At 44.1% G+C, this 16,153-nt stretch carries 17 protein-coding genes; 10 read left to right on the top strand and 7 right to left on the bottom strand.

Annotated elements, in window-relative coordinates:
- Positions 1-61: 61 nt before the first annotated feature.
- Positions 62-3,892 carry an EAL domain-containing protein gene (locus P5683_RS09335; protein ID WP_006625197.1) on the bottom strand — a complete coding sequence of 1,277 codons (3,831 nt, stop codon included), beginning with the start codon at positions 3,890-3,892 and terminating at the stop codon, positions 62-64.
- 614 nt (positions 3,893-4,506) lie between these two features.
- Between P5683_RS09335 and acnB the strand changes: the two genes are divergently transcribed.
- From acnB to P5683_RS09310, 5 genes are all read left to right on the top strand, one after another.
- Positions 4,507-7,119 carry a bifunctional aconitate hydratase 2/2-methylisocitrate dehydratase gene (acnB, locus tag P5683_RS09330; RefSeq protein WP_006625196.1) on the top strand — a complete coding sequence of 871 codons (2,613 nt, stop codon included), beginning with the start codon at positions 4,507-4,509 and terminating at the stop codon, positions 7,117-7,119.
- Between the two features lie 126 nt (positions 7,120-7,245).
- Positions 7,246-7,344 (top strand): element excision factor XisI family protein, encoded by a 99-nt coding sequence (locus P5683_RS09325; RefSeq protein WP_081593267.1) that lies wholly within the window; start codon positions 7,246-7,248, stop codon positions 7,342-7,344.
- A gap of 31 nt (positions 7,345-7,375) precedes the next feature.
- Complete coding sequence (locus P5683_RS09320) at positions 7,376-8,053, top strand: ParA family protein (RefSeq protein WP_046319446.1); 678 nt, start codon at positions 7,376-7,378, stop codon at positions 8,051-8,053.
- Positions 8,054-8,055: 2 nt separating this feature from the next.
- Positions 8,056-8,571 carry a hypothetical protein gene (locus P5683_RS09315; RefSeq protein ID WP_006625192.1) on the top strand — a complete coding sequence of 172 codons (516 nt, stop codon included), beginning with the start codon at positions 8,056-8,058 and terminating at the stop codon, positions 8,569-8,571.
- A gap of 8 nt (positions 8,572-8,579) precedes the next feature.
- A complete protein-coding gene (locus P5683_RS09310) occupies positions 8,580-9,026 on the top strand; it encodes a hypothetical protein (protein ID WP_008051421.1) in 447 nt (148 codons plus the stop codon).
- Between the two features lie 81 nt (positions 9,027-9,107).
- Here P5683_RS09310 and P5683_RS09305 read toward each other — a convergent pair whose 3' ends face one another.
- Positions 9,108-10,115 (bottom strand): hypothetical protein, encoded by a 1,008-nt coding sequence (locus tag P5683_RS09305; RefSeq protein WP_052741574.1) that lies wholly within the window; start codon positions 10,113-10,115, stop codon positions 9,108-9,110.
- A 225-nt stretch (positions 10,116-10,340) separates the two neighbouring features.
- Positions 10,341-10,607 (bottom strand): hypothetical protein, encoded by a 267-nt coding sequence (locus P5683_RS09300; RefSeq protein WP_046319443.1) that lies wholly within the window; start codon positions 10,605-10,607, stop codon positions 10,341-10,343.
- 143 nt (positions 10,608-10,750) lie between these two features.
- Here P5683_RS09300 and P5683_RS09295 point away from each other — a divergent pair, with 143 nt between their 5' ends.
- Genes P5683_RS09295 through P5683_RS09275 form a run of 5 tightly spaced genes read left to right on the top strand, consistent with a single transcriptional unit; the run spans position 10,751 to position 12,475 of the window.
- The gene (locus tag P5683_RS09295) at positions 10,751-11,221 is read left to right on the top strand and encodes a DUF29 domain-containing protein (protein WP_006668823.1); all 471 of its coding nucleotides are present in this window, start codon (positions 10,751-10,753) and stop codon (positions 11,219-11,221) included.
- 45 nt (positions 11,222-11,266) lie between these two features.
- Complete coding sequence (locus P5683_RS09290; protein ID WP_006625186.1) at positions 11,267-11,473, top strand: hypothetical protein; 207 nt, start codon at positions 11,267-11,269, stop codon at positions 11,471-11,473.
- Complete coding sequence (locus P5683_RS09285) at positions 11,470-11,895, top strand: type II toxin-antitoxin system VapC family toxin (protein ID WP_006625185.1); 426 nt, start codon at positions 11,470-11,472, stop codon at positions 11,893-11,895. The genes P5683_RS09290 and P5683_RS09285 overlap by 4 nt, the downstream gene beginning before the upstream one ends.
- A 24-nt stretch (positions 11,896-11,919) precedes the next feature.
- A complete protein-coding gene (locus tag P5683_RS09280) occupies positions 11,920-12,330 on the top strand; it encodes a DUF29 domain-containing protein (protein WP_315639742.1) in 411 nt (136 codons plus the stop codon).
- A 19-nt stretch (positions 12,331-12,349) separates the two neighbouring features.
- On the top strand, positions 12,350-12,475 hold the full coding sequence (locus tag P5683_RS09275) for a hypothetical protein (protein WP_315639740.1): 126 nt from the start codon (positions 12,350-12,352) through the stop codon (positions 12,473-12,475).
- Positions 12,476-12,497: 22 nt separating this feature from the next.
- On the opposite strand, the gene queG is transcribed toward P5683_RS09275, so the two are convergent.
- The 4 genes from queG to P5683_RS09255 form a co-directional block, all read right to left on the bottom strand.
- Positions 12,498-13,427 (bottom strand): tRNA epoxyqueuosine(34) reductase QueG, encoded by a 930-nt coding sequence (gene queG, locus P5683_RS09270; RefSeq protein WP_006625181.1) that lies wholly within the window; start codon positions 13,425-13,427, stop codon positions 12,498-12,500.
- Positions 13,428-13,504: 77 nt separating this feature from the next.
- The gene (locus P5683_RS09265) at positions 13,505-13,936 is read right to left on the bottom strand and encodes an anti-sigma regulatory factor (protein ID WP_006625179.1); all 432 of its coding nucleotides are present in this window, start codon (positions 13,934-13,936) and stop codon (positions 13,505-13,507) included.
- A complete protein-coding gene (locus P5683_RS09260; protein ID WP_006625178.1) occupies positions 13,926-15,608 on the bottom strand; it encodes a SpoIIE family protein phosphatase in 1,683 nt (560 codons plus the stop codon). The genes P5683_RS09265 and P5683_RS09260 overlap by 11 nt, the downstream gene beginning before the upstream one ends.
- A 126-nt stretch (positions 15,609-15,734) precedes the next feature.
- Positions 15,735-16,153 (bottom strand): RNA-guided endonuclease TnpB family protein (locus P5683_RS09255; RefSeq protein ID WP_315669437.1); only part of this gene is annotated, 419 nt, incomplete at its 5' end.

The raw sequence follows: 16,153 nt of genomic DNA, 5'->3' as shown, positions 1-16,153 counted from the left end.
CTATGGACAGGATTTTGATAAGTATCTTCACGGTTGTAGACTATCATCAACGGAGTGTAAATTAACCGTAAAAGAAGCGCGATTTTTCGCTAGAATATGCGATCGCAGAGTTAAGCATTAATTGAGTAGCTTCTTCAGCGGGTAAAGGTTTAGAAAACAAATAACCCTGACCATAATCACAGCCAAGATTGTGCAAAAACTGCATCTGTTGTCGAGTCTCAATACCTTCTGCGGTAACTTCCAGCCCCAAGTTATGAGCCAGGGAAATAATCGCCTTGATAATTTGTTGAGGTTGGCTGTATTGATCGATATAATTGCTGGGTTCTTCCTCCAATCGCTGTACAAAGGATTGGTCGATTTTCAAACTTTTGAGGGGTAATTGATGCAGATAACTCAAAGAGGAGTATCCCGTCCCAAAATCATCAATGGCTAGGTGAATTTTGCGTGCTTTTAGTTGTGCTAAAACAATCAAAGCGGTCTGGAAGTTCTCAACTAACATACTTTCGGTAATTTCCAGCTTGAGGCTTTTCGGGTCGCAATTAGTTCTGGCTAAGATAGCATCAATTTGTTGTATCAAATTAAGCTGATTGAGTTGTTTCCCAGACAAATTGACACTAATGGTTAAGTGAGAAGAGACTGATTGCGGAGACCTCTCCCAGTTTTTAAGTTGTTGTTTCCAACTACTAAGCTGACGGCATGATTCTTCCAGGACCCAAGCGCCTAAAGGAACAATTAATCCCGTCTCTTCCGCTACGGGGATAAATTCAGCAGGTGACACTAATCCTCGGCGGGGATGTCTCCATCGCACCAAGGCTTCAAAACCGACTATCCTACCAGTAATTAAACAGACAATTGGCTGATAGTGAATGATAAAGTCATTTAAACTTGGGAGTTGACTAGGTATGACAGATACATCAGAGATGGCTGAGGCTAACGGGTTGGACTCAGAGCTAGAGATGTGATTGAGTGCAACATTGAGTTGAGCAGATCCAAATATGGCTTTACGCAAATCAGTTTCTAATTGCAGAAGGGCGAGGGTTTGGGTGTGCATTGATAAATCAAAAACTTCTGATCGCGCCTTTCCTCGTTCTTTAGCATGATACATGGCGATATCTGCATCTCGGAGAAAATCTTCGGGGTTGTTGTATAATAAACAGTGGTAGTTGTCGGTCTCTGCTCCTTTTTTAAAGGTGCATCCGCGACTGGGTACAATACCAATACTAGCAGTGGTAAAAATTTCGTGACCTTCGATATAGAAGGGCTGGCTGAGTTCCCGATGAATTTTTTCGGCTAATTCTAGTGCTTGTTTGGGGTCGGAAATGTGATCCATCAAAATGGTAAACTCATCCCCCCCTAATCTGGCGATGGTATCCCCAGGGCTGGTAACACATATTTCTAAGCGATGAGCAATTTCTATAAGCAAGAAATCACCGATAACATGACCTAAACTGTCGTTAACAACTTTGAACCGATCTAGATCCAAAAAGAGAACCGCAAATTGATAATTCGAGTCCTCTTTAGAACGCCGTAAGGCTTCGGAGAGTTTTTGGTTGAATAAACTGCGGTTAGGTAGTTCGGTTAAAGGGTCATAAAAGGCGGCGTGGAGTAGTTGGGCTTGGGCTTGTTTGCGATCGCTAATATCGCGGATAATGATTTGAATGGCATCGCGACCATGATAATTAGTGGGAATGCCGGCAATTTCCACGTCAATAATTGCGGCATCTAAGCGGATTAATTGTTGTTCAAAAAGCGTCGCCGATTGCTGTTTGGCTTCTCCAGTTAATTCTTGGTTGAGAATGACTGTGGTCTGATCATAATCCACAAAATCATAAATGGAACGACCAATAATATCTTCGGGTTGTTTAGCCCCCAACAATTCTACCCCGGCACGGTTAATATAAACAATTTGGTCATCGCAGTAAATAGCAATGGTGTCGGGGGAAAGTTCTACTAACATCCGATAACGTTCTTCACTTTCTCGCAAGGCTTGTTCAGCCTCTCGTTGTCGCTGTTCAATTTCTTGGGCGGCGAGGAAGTCTCCTAAACCCTGTGCCATCAATTCAATAATTTCGCGATCTTCTGATTTAAAGGGTACGGTTCTCTGTGGTTGGTGAACAAAACTCAGTACGCCATAAATGCGATCGCCTACCCAAATGGGAGTACCGATATAAGATTCTAATGTAAGTGTCTGGTAGGCTTGGACTTGACTCCATTCCGGGTCAAGACCGGCTTGGGTTTGGGTAACGGTTTCCTGAGTGTGATATGGTTTAGCACAAAAGGTGTCGGCGATGTTCGCAGTTTGACCGATGGTAAATAAGTCGGAGTGAGGATAAACAAATTCTAAGCTATAGACTCCGGCGGAGATTTTACCAATTAAACCTGTTGACATTTGCAGCAATTCACACCCGGTCTGTAGATAGTCTTCAAACCTGGCTTCTAGGCTAGGATAAAGACGGGTAGTAATGCGATGTAGTTGTTTAAGTTTGCTGCTAAACTGCGCCAGGGCTTCGGATTTGGATAAGAGGTTAGCTTCCGCCTGTTTGCGATCGCTAATATCGGTTTGAATACCGATAAAATTGGTGAGAAAGCCTTGGTTATTGTAGACCGGAGAAATTGATAATTCATTCCAAAAACTGCTACCGTCTGGGCGATATTTTTTTAATTCAATATTACATTCCCTCCCTTCTTCAATGGCGCTTCGTAACTCCGCCAAGGCTTTGGGGTCACTGTCTCGACCCTGAAGAAATCGACAATTTCGACCAATGACTTGATGGCGAGAATATCCGGTAATTTTCTCAAAGCCTGAGTTCGCAAAAATCACCCGGTTGTCCGACTCAGTAGCGTCGGTGATAATAATGCCATTGCGACTGCTATTGATGGCTCTTTCCATCAACTTGAGTCGTTCATCAGCCCGCTGTCTCTCGATCGCCGTAGCGAGAATGTGAGCGATCGCCTCCAAAAAATGTACATCATTTAAGGTAAATTGATGCACTCGTCGCGTATGTACACTCAACACCCCCCAAGGCTTGGAGTTAGCCCCTTTTGGTCCGGGAATAATCACACTTAAACCGCTGACAATTTTGTGGTTGTGTAGCAGAGGAGTTCCTGGGAAACGAGTTTCTACTCGCAGATCTTCAACGATTACTGCTTCACCCTGTTGGAGGGTGTAACCTGCCTGGGAATTAGGAGAGGCAGTAATTTGAGCCGACCCCACTAGCCCTGGTCGCCAACCAATACCCGAACGTAGTAAAAAAGCCTGATGATTGGGTAGTAGTTCCAAAACCATGCAGCGATTAATTTTTAAGGTTTCCTTGACCTGAGTAATCAATTTCCCCATCAGAGAGTCAAGGTCAGGGCTGGTGAGAGCAATTTGTCCAAATTTGGCGACCGCCGCTTGATAACTAGCTTCATTGTCTAGCTGGTTTTGGTTGGGGCGGCGAATATGGCTGTTGGTGTCTGAGAAAATTGTTAGAACTACCGGTTCAGGGATTAAGGGTAGCGATCGCATAGATAGGCATACCCAAGTCGTCCGCCTATCTGATAGGCGGATTTGAATTTCCACCGAGTCTATGGCATTCCCTTGGTCAAACTGTTCCCGAATTTGCTGATAATGGTTAATGGATGTATAAATAAAGGATTCTTTATGTCCGATTAGACTTTCCCTTGACCCCTGCCATATTTCTAGCAAAGCTGTGTTACAATGGATAATCGTGCCATCATGGTCGCTCACCATCACTGGTTGAGGTAGAGACTGGACCAACATTGACATTATTTCTGGAGGGGTTGGTGACACTTTCTCACTCTCCGAGGAAAATTCTCTATAATGGCGATCGCTCTGTCCCTTGGGGTCTGTAAACTGATATTCACGCGCTTTTTGATGTTGGCCAGCCACTTTGGGAGTCCTGAAAATTATTCAATCAACAACCGCAGCCGCTTGTGATTACCGAGCAGATGCACAGGTCGTCTCATACTTCCTATATTACGATTGTACTATTTTTCTGGCAAATCAACTTAGATAGCCCGACAAATTTAAAAAACTTTAACAGACTGGGGATCAACAGCCCATCCATATAATAAAGGTTAATATACAGGTTATATGGGCGGAAATTGTAGTATAATATTAATGTCGTCACTCATCAAATGACATGGGGCGGGTCTATCGGCATCCCCAAATAAGCAGACCCATGGATAATCAGAAGCTGACTAAAGCACCTTTATAGATGACATTTGTAGGGTGCATCCGCATCGTCAAATCAGCAGACCAAGGATATCATGATTAGCTGAGATACTAATAATGTTGTCTAAAATACAGTTTTATGTAACTTGATATTATCCTACTCATCTAGTTTCCGATAGAGTAAGGGGGGAAATCAAATGATAGATGTTGAAAGCCCAGCAGTAGAAACCATGAGATGAAATCAGAAGGACAACGGATAAATCGTCCTAGCCATTTTTGATGGATTCTAGGTAGCATAAAATAATCAAACGAAAAGGAGAACAGAAGTAATGATAGAAGCCTATCGTCAACAAGCTGCCGAACGCGCCCAACAGGGAATTCCGCCATTGCCCCTAACTGCGGAGCAAACCTCGGAACTGTGCGAACTGCTGAAAAACCCACCGGAAGGGGAAAAAGAGTTTCTGATGGAACTATTGCGCGATCGCATTCCCCCCGGAGTAGACGAAGCCGCCTATGTAAAAGCCGGATTTCTGACAGCGATCGCCAAACGGGAAATCAGCAGTCCCCTCATCTGTCCCCAAGGAGCGATCGACCTACTAGGTACAATGGTAGGGGGTTATAACGTGCAATCCCTGGTAAGTTTCCTGAAGTCTTCCGACTCCAATATTGCCAGCGAAGCAGCCAACGCCCTAAGCAAAATCACCCTAGTATTTGACGCATTCAACGACATTCTAGCGCTGTCAGATATCAACCCTTACGCCAAACAAGTCCTAGACGCTTGGGCTAACGCCGCCTGGTTCATTCGCAACCCGAAAGTCCCCAAAGCCATAACCGTCACCGTCTTCAAAGTCCCTGGCGAAACCAACACCGACGATCTTTCTCCCGCCCCCCACGCCACCACCCGACCAGACATCCCTCTGCACGCCCTAGCCATGCTAGAGTCAAGGATGCCCGAAGGTATACAAACCATCGCCCAACTGAAACAAAAAGGCTACCCTGTAGCTTATGTTGGGGATGTAGTCGGGACTGGTTCATCCCGCAAATCTGCCATTAACTCAGTCCTGTGGCATATTGGCGAAGATATCCCCTTTGTACCCAACAAACGGCGGGGAGGCTATATCCTAGGTGGAAAAATCGCCCCCATTTTCTTCAACACCGCCGAAGACTCTGGCGCATTCCCCATAGAATGTGATGTCAGCAAAATGGAAACCGGGGATGTGATCACCATTCACCCCTACAAAGGCGAAATTACCAACCAAGCCGGGGAAGTGATTTCTACCTTCACCCTGAAACCGGAAACTATCCTAGACGAAGTACGCGCCGGGGGTCGGATTCCCTTGTTAATTGGTCGCAGCCTGACCGACAAAACCCGGGAAGCAATGGGACTAACCCCCAGCGAACTTTTCGCCCGTCCTGCTATCCCAGAAGATACCGGAAAGGGCTTTACCCTAGCCCAAAAAATGGTTGGGAAAGCCTGCGGACTACCGGGAGTCCGTCCAGGTACCTCCTGCGAACCGATAATGACCACCGTAGGTTCCCAAGACACTACCGGACCCATGACGCGGGATGAATTGAAGGAATTAGCTTGTTTAGGGTTTTCCGCTGACCTGACCATGCAGAGTTTCTGTCACACCGCAGCCTATCCGAAACCAGTGGATATCAAAACCCACAAGCAACTACCGGACTTCTTTGCTACCCGTGGCGGTGTGGCTTTGCGTCCGGGAGATGGTATCATCCACTCCTGGCTAAACCGGATGCTGTTACCCGATACGGTGGGGACTGGCGGCGATTCTCATACCCGTTTCCCCTTGGGTATTTCTTTCCCCGCTGGTTCGGGTTTGGTGGCTTTTGCAGCCGCTTTGGGGGCGATGCCTTTGGATATGCCAGAATCGGTTTTGGTGCGCTTTAAGGGGCAATTACAGCCGGGTGTGACGCTGCGCGATATTGTTAATGCTATTCCCTGGGTGGCGATGCAGCAAGGTAAGCTGACTGTTGGTAAGGAGAATAAGCAAAATGTCTTCAATGGCCGGATTATGGAGATGGAAGGTCTACCTGATTTGAAGGTGGAACAGGCTTTTGAGTTGACTGATGCTACTGCGGAACGTTCCTGTGCTGGCTGTACGATTAAGTTGGGGACTGAGACGATTTCTGAATATTTGCGATCGAATGTAGCCCTAATGCGGAATATGATTGCTCGTGGATATCAGGATGCTCGGACTTTAACCCGTCGCATTGCCAAGATGGAACAATGGTTAGCTAATCCTGAGTTGATGGAAGCTGACGCCGATGCTGAGTATGCGGATATTCTTGAGGTCAATTTGGATGAGATCGTTGAACCTATTGTAGCGGCACCTAATGACCCTGATAATGTGAAACTGATGTCTGAGTGTGCGGGTGACAAAATCGATGAGGTGTTTATCGGTTCTTGTATGACTAATATCGGACATTATCGCGCTGCTGCTAAGGTGTTAGAAGGGGCAGGTCCGGTGAAGGTGCGTCTGTGGATTTGTCCGCCTACCCGCATGGATGAACAACAACTTCGGGAAGAGGGGGTTTATGGTACTTTTGCGGCTGCTGGGGCGCGGACGGAAATGCCTGGATGTTCTCTTTGTATGGGAAATCAAGCAAGGGTGGAAGATAATACAACGGTATTTTCTACTTCGACTCGCAACTTTAATAACCGTATGGGTAAGGGGGCTCAGGTGTATCTGGGTTCGGCTGAATTGGCGGCGGTTTGTGCGCTGTTGGGTCGCATTCCCACGGTTGAGGAATATATGGCGATTATCACCCAGAAAATCGACCCGTTTGCGGGGGATCTTTACCGCTATTTGAACTTTGATCAAATTGCAGGGTTTGAAGATGAGGGTCGAGTGATTCCTCTTGAGCAAATGCCGAAAATTGAGGATGTTTTAGGCATCCCGGCTGGTGCGTTAAGCAACTAGCTTATCTAATGCTGGGAAAGCGATCGCGCCTTCCCCTCTTTGGTGTAGGATTGTGGGGAGGCGATCGCGCCTTCCCTATTATCGCCCTAAATACACTTGACCTAGGGCGACTTTGAAGCCACTAAGTTGTTGAGGGAAGGTGTGCCGCCGGAAGATATCGTGTTTGCATTTCACGATCCGGAGACTCGCAAGTTGACTCAGTTTACTTTATTTGGCTATAATTAAGCGAGTCAATGAGCATGGGGGAAGCTAAAAATTGATTATTCTGTGTACCCACAATAAAGGTGGGGTAGGAAAAACTACGTTAGCCGTCCATGTAGCAGGTGTATTGCTCAATCGGGGAGACAGTGTACTTCTAGTTGATTGTGACGATCAAGCCGACCTTTGGCAATTTTTTGCGCGCGACGAGAGTTCGCCAAATCAATATGATTCATACTCTCTGGTTGATAGCGGAAGTAGTACGGTTATTTATAATGAAGAACGTAAATCAGTGAAAAAACAAGCTCAATCTTACAGTCATATTGTTTTAGATATCAAATCCCCTAAAAGCGATACGGTTAGGGCAATTGTTGGAAACGATCCGGATTTAATTTTAATCCCTGTCAACACATCTCAAAGGGAAAGAGCAATTAAACAACTTCCTAATATGCTAGATCTGATATCTCAGCTCAGATCTACAGCCGGTTATATGGCACAAGTATCAATCGTACCTTTGGGTATACCAAGGGAGTTAGTAGAGAGAGAATTATCTCAAATCAAGGCAGAGAAAAAAAACCAGTTTTGGCAGATAGCTCTTCCGATGGAAGAGCTACAAGATGAAATTCAAACGGCTATTTATCAAGAAAGACAGTATATTTGGGAATACGAAAATCACGAAAATTTATATGAATATTTTTCCGATTTATTAAACATTGACTCAATTGAGAGGGTATAAAAATGACGAAAAACCACCAAAAGCAAACTGTTCCAAATATCAAAAGTGCAATTAATAAAGGAATTCTAGAGTCCGAACAGGAGGGACCAAACAAGCTACAAGATAAAATTTCCTATAAATTGACAAAATCAGAGGCAGAGAAAATGACTGAATTGGGTCAGTTTGTGAGAGGTAAGACTGAAAATTTTCCCAACTTTGCCATCAGTTACGTCCATTTTATGGATACAACAATTAAGAAACAAGAAAATCGGGATTTGATAGATAAATGGAAGAAGAGAAAATCAGAAGAGTGTCAAAATTTTCAAGAAGAGTTAAAAGCAACTTCAGCCGATATTGGCAATTCAAGAATCAAACAAGAAAAGTACAATAAGGATTTTCTTCCCACTCCTGATATAGATCAGAAGCTCCGAGAATTAGAGATGACTGAAAAAGTGAATGAATGTATTTTTTTTGGCATCAAATTAATGCATGAAAACTTTATTGAAAATGCTCTCAAATCTTTTCAAAAAGCGAGTTGATAGACAATATGAATCCTTTAGTACAGGGAATAATTGAATCTGAGCAAGCAGTCAAGCAAGATTTAGGGCGGCGTTTTGCCGCCCACCTTGGTTTGAATCCAGGGCCACCCGGAAAAGATGGCGGAATTGATGGTTATGGGGTACTTGGTAACAAACAAATCTATTTTCAGTGCAAACTTTATCGTACTGCTTTAGATGCTTCGTTTACTGCTGATTTTTGCGGTAATTTGATGATCAACAATGCAGATATTGGCATTATGTTGTCAGGGGTTGGTTATACAGCAGGATACTTAAACCGTTTACAAGAATTTCACAGAAATTATCCCAATATAACTACCCATCTTCTAAAGCTGGAAGATATTTTTTCAAAAACAGATATTTTTGAAAAAGCCAAACTAGATTTACCAGAACTTCGAGATTTAAGCAATGGAGGATGGTATAAACTCAATCAATAAGAAATAATCATCTCCCAATATGCGATCGCCATTCAATCGAAACTGAGTTTTTGAGAGAGAATGCGCCGATATATTCATAATTTATCCAACAGAATACATTTCAAATAAATTGATGAAAAAATCTATAATTGTCTGTCTTGCTTGTGTAAAATTTGAAAATTCATGCCCACCAAATCTGTATATTTCATAACCTGAAAGCTTTATATTTCTATCTTCTGCAACCATTTCTGCGTAAAGCTGAGGGTCGGCTCGTCCATTACTATCAGAATAGTGTTGCTTGCCATCTATTTCAATAACAATACTCTTATTGTGTGGAAGTAACAATAGAAAATCCATTCTTTGTCGAGGTAGTCGTTTGATAATTTTTAGATATCTTAGACTGTAAGGATCGTAATGTAAATAGACTTGCGGAATCAATGCTGGCAGCTTGTTTTCCAACTTTTTAATAAAAAATCTATAATATGTATCAAATAAAATTTTCTCTGGTTTGTTTCCTTTGAGCGATAATAGCAACCTATTAAAAAGTTCATGACATTGTTGGGAACGATTATAATCACTCAAATGTTCTCTGTCAACCCACCAATCAACTAATTCGTCCCATAACAACCCTTTGTCAGGTAGTGGTCTATCATACACAAGACAATATTCCTCATTCCTAATAATTTTAATTTTATTTCTTGTAGCATCTGATAAAACTATTTCTGGTTTGGGACCGTTGGCTGCAAAAATTATATTTTTAAATTCACCGCTAATACAACACCCAGATGACTCGATCCTATGAAGGATCTCTTGATACTCATCATAAAGTTTTTGTTTTGTCTCCTGTTCATATTTTGGAAAAGATGAGACAGGAAATTTTTTGAACACTCCCTTTATAATTTGAGCTTGCTCTATTGGATGGGCTTCTTCAAGTATAAGAATAAATTTTTCTCGTGTAGTGCCTGGTTCATAATCCTCCACATTAATGTCTAGATCACAATAGTTTTCATAAAATTTGTAATGTTTACTGTAGCTAAATCCATTAAGGTATCCCTGATTAACTCCAATGTAATCATGAACCAGTCGATAAATCTCAGATTTTTTTAGCATTATTGAATTTTTCCCTAAACTACAAGTTATCGCGTTGCAGACAACCAATATTTTACAAGTAATATCGCTTATGTTTGTAAAAATTTGTGGACTATCAAGATAAACTGAATTTTTTTATTTTAGACAAATTTCAATGAATTATGTTGATTTTATCTTGTCAACAATTACTCTTCAACTCCCATCAATCAATTCATGGGTTGGGTATTGTTCACGACAATATCGCATCTAATCTTTCCACGACAAACCCGAATTTTCAGTCACTTCCGCTTGCAAAATTTCCTCGGCGCGATCGCTCGTTTCCGATGCACCCTCGTACAAGCCAATCAGCGGATCGGCATCCGTCTGCGATACAGGAGGACGATGGGTTTGTAAGTATTGGTCGATCGCTTCTTCGAGTAACGATTCCAAGGTTTTGTGCTGTTCCAGCGAAACCTGCATCAGTCGCGTCAGGGTTTCCGGTCGGGGCTTCCAGTTCAGTACAATTTCGAGCATGACATGGGTTGATATCAATAGAATTATTGTAGTGCAGTTTTCCCAGATCAACCGAAAGCGATCGCATCCCCGAAACCAAGAGCCCAGAAGTGCGATCGTCCAATCTTTCAGGCTATAATAAACTTGATTCAGTCACCAGAATTATGATACCATCGCCATCCCATATCAAACAGCTTTACGATCGAGACTATCTCCAATGGCTGGAAGTGACGATCGCCCAGTTGCGATCGCGCCACTATAATGACGTAGATTGGGACAATTTAATCGAGGAAATCGAAGACATGGGACGGCGGGAACGCCACAGCCTTGAGAATAATTTGGTGGTGGTATTGCTGCATTTACTCAAGTGGGAATTTCAACCGAAATGGCGAACCGGAAGTTGGGAGGGGAGTATTATCGAAAACCGTCGGCGTATCCGTCGGGCGTTGAAATCCTCTCCGAGTTGGCAGAATTATCTCGCCAGTGTCGTGGACGAATGTTATACCAGTGCGCGAAAACAAGCGCGGGCGGAAACTCAGTTACCATTGGAGGTGTTTCCGGCGGCGTGTCCCTACGCGATCGCGGATATTTTAAATGATGATTTTTTGCCGGGAGAGGATGGGAACGGGAGATAAAGATTGGCGATCGCACTCAAAACAACCATTATATCATCAAAAAAAATGATCGAATCAGAAATTCTGAAAAAAATACAAGGTACATCGATAGAAGAGCGTATCCTGATTATTGAAGCCATTTTGAAAACGGTCAAAAAGGATATGCGATCGCGACAGCCTTCCTCCCAAGATCAACCCCTGCATGGGAAGGTGATTCACTATGACGATCCCTACGAACCCGTCGCAGCAGATGACTGGGAAGCATTGCTATGATCGTTCTAGACACTCATATCTGGATTTGGTGGGTGGATGAAAACCCCAAGTTATCTCCCCAAAACCAGGAGATCATTCAAACCCATCAAACAAGTGGTCTGGGTATCAGCATCATTTCTTGTTGGGAGGTTGCTAAATTAGTCGAGAAAAACCGATTGAGTTTTAGTTGTTCTGTCCATGAATGGCTAGAACTTGCTTTAAGCTATCCGGGAGTTCAAATCTTAGAACTGAGCCTTCCAATTATACTTCAATCAACTCAATTGTCTGGATTTCATTCGGATCCTGCCGATCAAATTATCGTTGCCACAGCCAAAGTTTATGACACATTCTTACTCACTCAAGATCAAAAAATATTGAATTATTCTGAAGTCAAAACTTACACAAAGGGCGATCGAACTTCCGAAACTCAGAATCAACCTTAAACCCCGTATTGGCGATCATCGGATATGACGTTATCGAAACAGCAATTGACAACACTTGACTGCGAAGATTACGTCCTCTGGATTGAGGGGACATTGGAACAATTGCGCGATCGCAATTATGACCAAGTGGACTGGGAAAACTTGCTCGAAGAAATTGAGGATATGAGTAAGCGGGAACGCAGCAGTCTTCGCAGCAATTTGGCGATGGCGCTATTGCACTTACTCAAGTGGGAATTTCAACCGGAGTTGCGGACGGGAAGTTGGGCGGGAAGTATCACCGAACATCGCACGCGAATTTTAGATATTTTGGAAGATTCGCCGAGTTTGAAGAATTACTTACCGGAGGCGATTTTGTGGGCGTATCCCCGGACACGACGACAGGGTAAGGACGAGACGGGGTTGCCGTTGGAGGTATTGCCGGTAGCGTGTCCCTAGGCGATCGCGGATATTTTAAATGATGATTTTTTGCCGGGAGAGGATGAGAACGGGAGATAAAGATTGGCGATCGCACCCCCGAAACCCAACAGCCCAGAAGTGCGATCGTCTGATGATCACCGTCCGCGTATCCGTCGCGCGTTGAAATCTTCTCCGAGTTGGCAGAATTATGATTTCATGTTAGCCTGAGCATTACGCCGCCACATATAGGGCTTAATTCGGCGCAAAGCTGAGGCGGTGAACCTCTCACTCCAAGTCTCATCGGAAATAGTGGCTAATTCTTCTAAAGTCGGGGCTAGATTTTCCGGATAGGGATTAAAGGCGGCTTCTTTTGTGGGTTTAGCAAATCTTTGATTCCACGGACAAACATCCTGACAAATATCACAACCTGCCACCCAATTATGAAGATTGGTTGCTATTTCTGGGGGCAAGGTTTCGGCTCGGTTTTCTATGGTATGATAAGCAATACAGCGGTTTGCGTCTACGACAAAAGGTTGAGCGATCGCATTAGTCGGGCAGGCTGACAAACAGCGAGTACAAGTGCCGCAATGTTCTGTATGGGGGCGATCGTACTCTAAGACCAAATTAGTTAACACCTCTCCCAGAAACACCCAAGAACCGTAATTTCTAGTAATGAGATTCCCATTTTTAGCAATCCAACCCAACCCCGCCCGTTGCGCCCATAACTTATCCTGAATCGGTCCGGTATCAGCATAATAGCGGGCTTCGATATGTTCACCCTGCTGTTTTAACCACTGACAAAACTGCTTTAATTTCTTATGCAAAATGCGGTGATAATCTCGTCCCCAGCCATAGCGAGAGATTTTGGCATATTGTGGCTCATGTTTATGTTGATGTGGTGTATAATAGTTAATGGCAACACAAATAAGCGATCGCACTTCTGGCATAACTAGGCGAATATCCTGACGTTTAGGATTATCCATCCAAGCCAGATCCGCCTGATATCCTGCCTTTAACCATAGACGCAACCCTTCCACCTCTTCAGGGGTTGATGTGGCTGGGGTAAAGCCGACCTGATCAAAACCTAAATCTAGGAGATATTGTTGAATTTGAGAACGGTCAACAGAAGCAGCCATCAGAGAGAAAAAGTGAACAGTTCCAAGTGATTAATCATCGAGCCAATGCCACCCTAGGGGGGGGTGGGGTTAGAGTGTCAAGACGAGGACTCCTTAGAACCCAAACTAGCCTGTAACTCCAAACAATTACGGCCATCAGTTTCAAGTTTATAATCAACCCGATCCATTAGGCGCTTCATAATCAACCACCCATAGCCATGTACTGGCTTATCTTCCGGTAACGGTGGTTCATAATCACTCATTTGATACCCCTTACCCTGATCCCAAATTTCCAGGCGAATGTCACCCTGATCAAGTTCTAGGCGAATAATCACCGGAAGTTCAGGCTGATCGCGGTGAGCATGGCGAATGACATTAGAATAGGCTTCAGCTAGGACTAGGCGAAACCGATTCGACTGACGGGGCCAATCCACCGAGTCCCCTAACTGGACTTCCAAACTGCTTAATAGCCAGTGTTCAACAACTTCTAAAAACCGAATATCGCTCGGCACCTGTAACTCAGTGATCATCTGTTGAAACAACCTCCAGAGAGAGTATGGTTTGATCGTCCTCCTGAACCGGATTTTGTTCACGGATGGAAGCCAGTAAAGCCTCTAAATTTAATAGGCTAGTTTGTTGTTTTAGGAGTTGCCATAACCCCTCCTGTTGCAGCATGGCACGAGCGGAATTACCATCATTGCCTTGTTGTAGCACAGTAGCCTCTGTAATTCCATCACTGGTAAGTAAAAATACATCCCCAGGGGACAAGACACGACTACCTACTTTTCCGCGCCAGACCGGAAGAATCCCTAAAGGAATACCCCGTTCCTTGAGAAAAATCGGCTCAACTGTGACATTCCCATGACCATTAAGGTTTTGTTGTTGGAGGGTACGATGATCCCAAATCAGGGGGTAGATATGTCCAGCGTTAGCATAGGATATTTCTCCTGTTGCGGGTGTGTAGCGAGCCAAAACCATGGTAATAAAGTGGTTATTGCCAATCAAATCATCAGATAAGATGCTATTAAGATTGTGCATTACCTGTTCTGGTTCTGGGGAGGTATCTTGAGAGAGTTCTCGGCGCAAGACAGAAATGGCACTAGCCATAAACAAAGCGGCGGGAACTCCCTTCCCGGAAACATCCCCCAAAGCCACCCAAATATCCCCCATAGAGTGGATATAGACCTCAAAGAAATCGCCCCCAACTTCTCTAGCTGGATAGCAGCAGGCTTGTAGCTTCAGATTGTCAAATTCCGGCCAACTTTGGCGGAGTAAATTCATCTGAATTTGACGAGCCACCTTTAACTCACTCTGCATTTGCTCGGCGAGTTCTAGGGTACGTTGATATAGTCTAGCTTGAGACAGGGCGAGAGATGCTTGTTCGGAAACTACTTCTAGCAGTTGAATGTCCTCTTCGGACCAGGGTTGGTCTGCGGCATGGCGGTAAACGGCTAAAACCGCTAACAGGTCGTGTTGATAGGTAAGGGGAACAACAATTTGGCTGATGCTATCATCTCCCTGACAGCCTGGTATCTGGGTTTGACGGGTTTCTACAGCGGCTTGCATCAAGGCTATGGTATTTTCGGGTTCCGGGTGCGACTCACCTTGATAAGAGAACTCCTGTTCTGACAAAGATCCCGATTCGATAGGTTTGACCTTACAAGCAAAGGCTTCAAAGGTTTCACCTACGGTATCTGCAATGGTTTGCAGCATACTTGCGTAGTCGAGAGACTCGCGCAAGGCAATTACCACATCATTGTATAGCCGCTCTCGTTTCAAAGACCGACGCAGGGCGTTAGTGCGCTGTTTAAAAAATTTATAGGTTTCGGAGGCCTGCTGAACAACGGTTCGCAGTTCCTCTGGATTCCAAGGTTTGGTGATATATTTGAAGACTTGACCGGAGTTGATAGCTTCGACCAAATCTTCGACATCAGTATATCCGGTCAGCAAAATACGGATAGTGTCGGGAAAGCGTTCAACGGTTTTACCGAGAAACTCTGTCCCATTCATTTCAGGCATCCGCTGATCGGAAATGATAATAGCCATTTCTCCCTCTTGATCAAGAATCTCGAGGGCTGTTAGGGCGCTATCGGCTTTGTGGACTTTGAAATCACGGCGAAACGTCCTGAACAGCAGGTCTAGGTTATCGGGTTCGTCATCGACGACCATTAGTTTCAGTTTGCGACCTTCTCCCCGACTCATGCTCTACGTTTCTCCTAGATCAATCAGGCATCTTAAACATCTTACCGAAAAACTGGGTTTAAAGTCTCATTAAATAATCTGCTCTATAAAACTTAAACAAAACCGGACATAGCCGGATATTGACGTTTATTTCTGGCTTCGTCCGGGACTGTCGGCAGCACCCCGTCCACAAGTGTAATCGTCTGAACCAGGCGATTTTTCTAAATTTATACTGGCGTTCAAATCTCTATCAATCTTCAGGCCACAGTTTGGACATTCAAAAGTCCGACGGACTAGGGGCATTTTTTGACGATAACCGCAATTAGAACAAAGTTGACTGGATGGATAAAATCTATCGGCAATAATCAACTTTGAACCATAACGTTCTGCCTTGTAACCTAGTTGACGACGGAACTCATAAAATGAAGCATCAGCGATAGAACCCGCCAAACAATGATTTTTCAGCATACCTGACACATTCAAATCTTCAATGACTACTTGGCTGTGGTTTTTAGCCAAAAAAGTAGTGATTTTATGAATCGTGTCACGGCGAATATTAGCGACTC

This window comes from Limnospira sp. PMC 1279.21 (assembly GCF_032349615.1).
Classification (GTDB): Bacteria; Cyanobacteriota; Cyanobacteriia; order Cyanobacteriales; family Microcoleaceae; genus Limnospira; species Limnospira fusiformis.
Note: the sequence above shows the minus strand (reverse complement) of the source record. Positions and strands in the feature narration are given on the sequence as shown.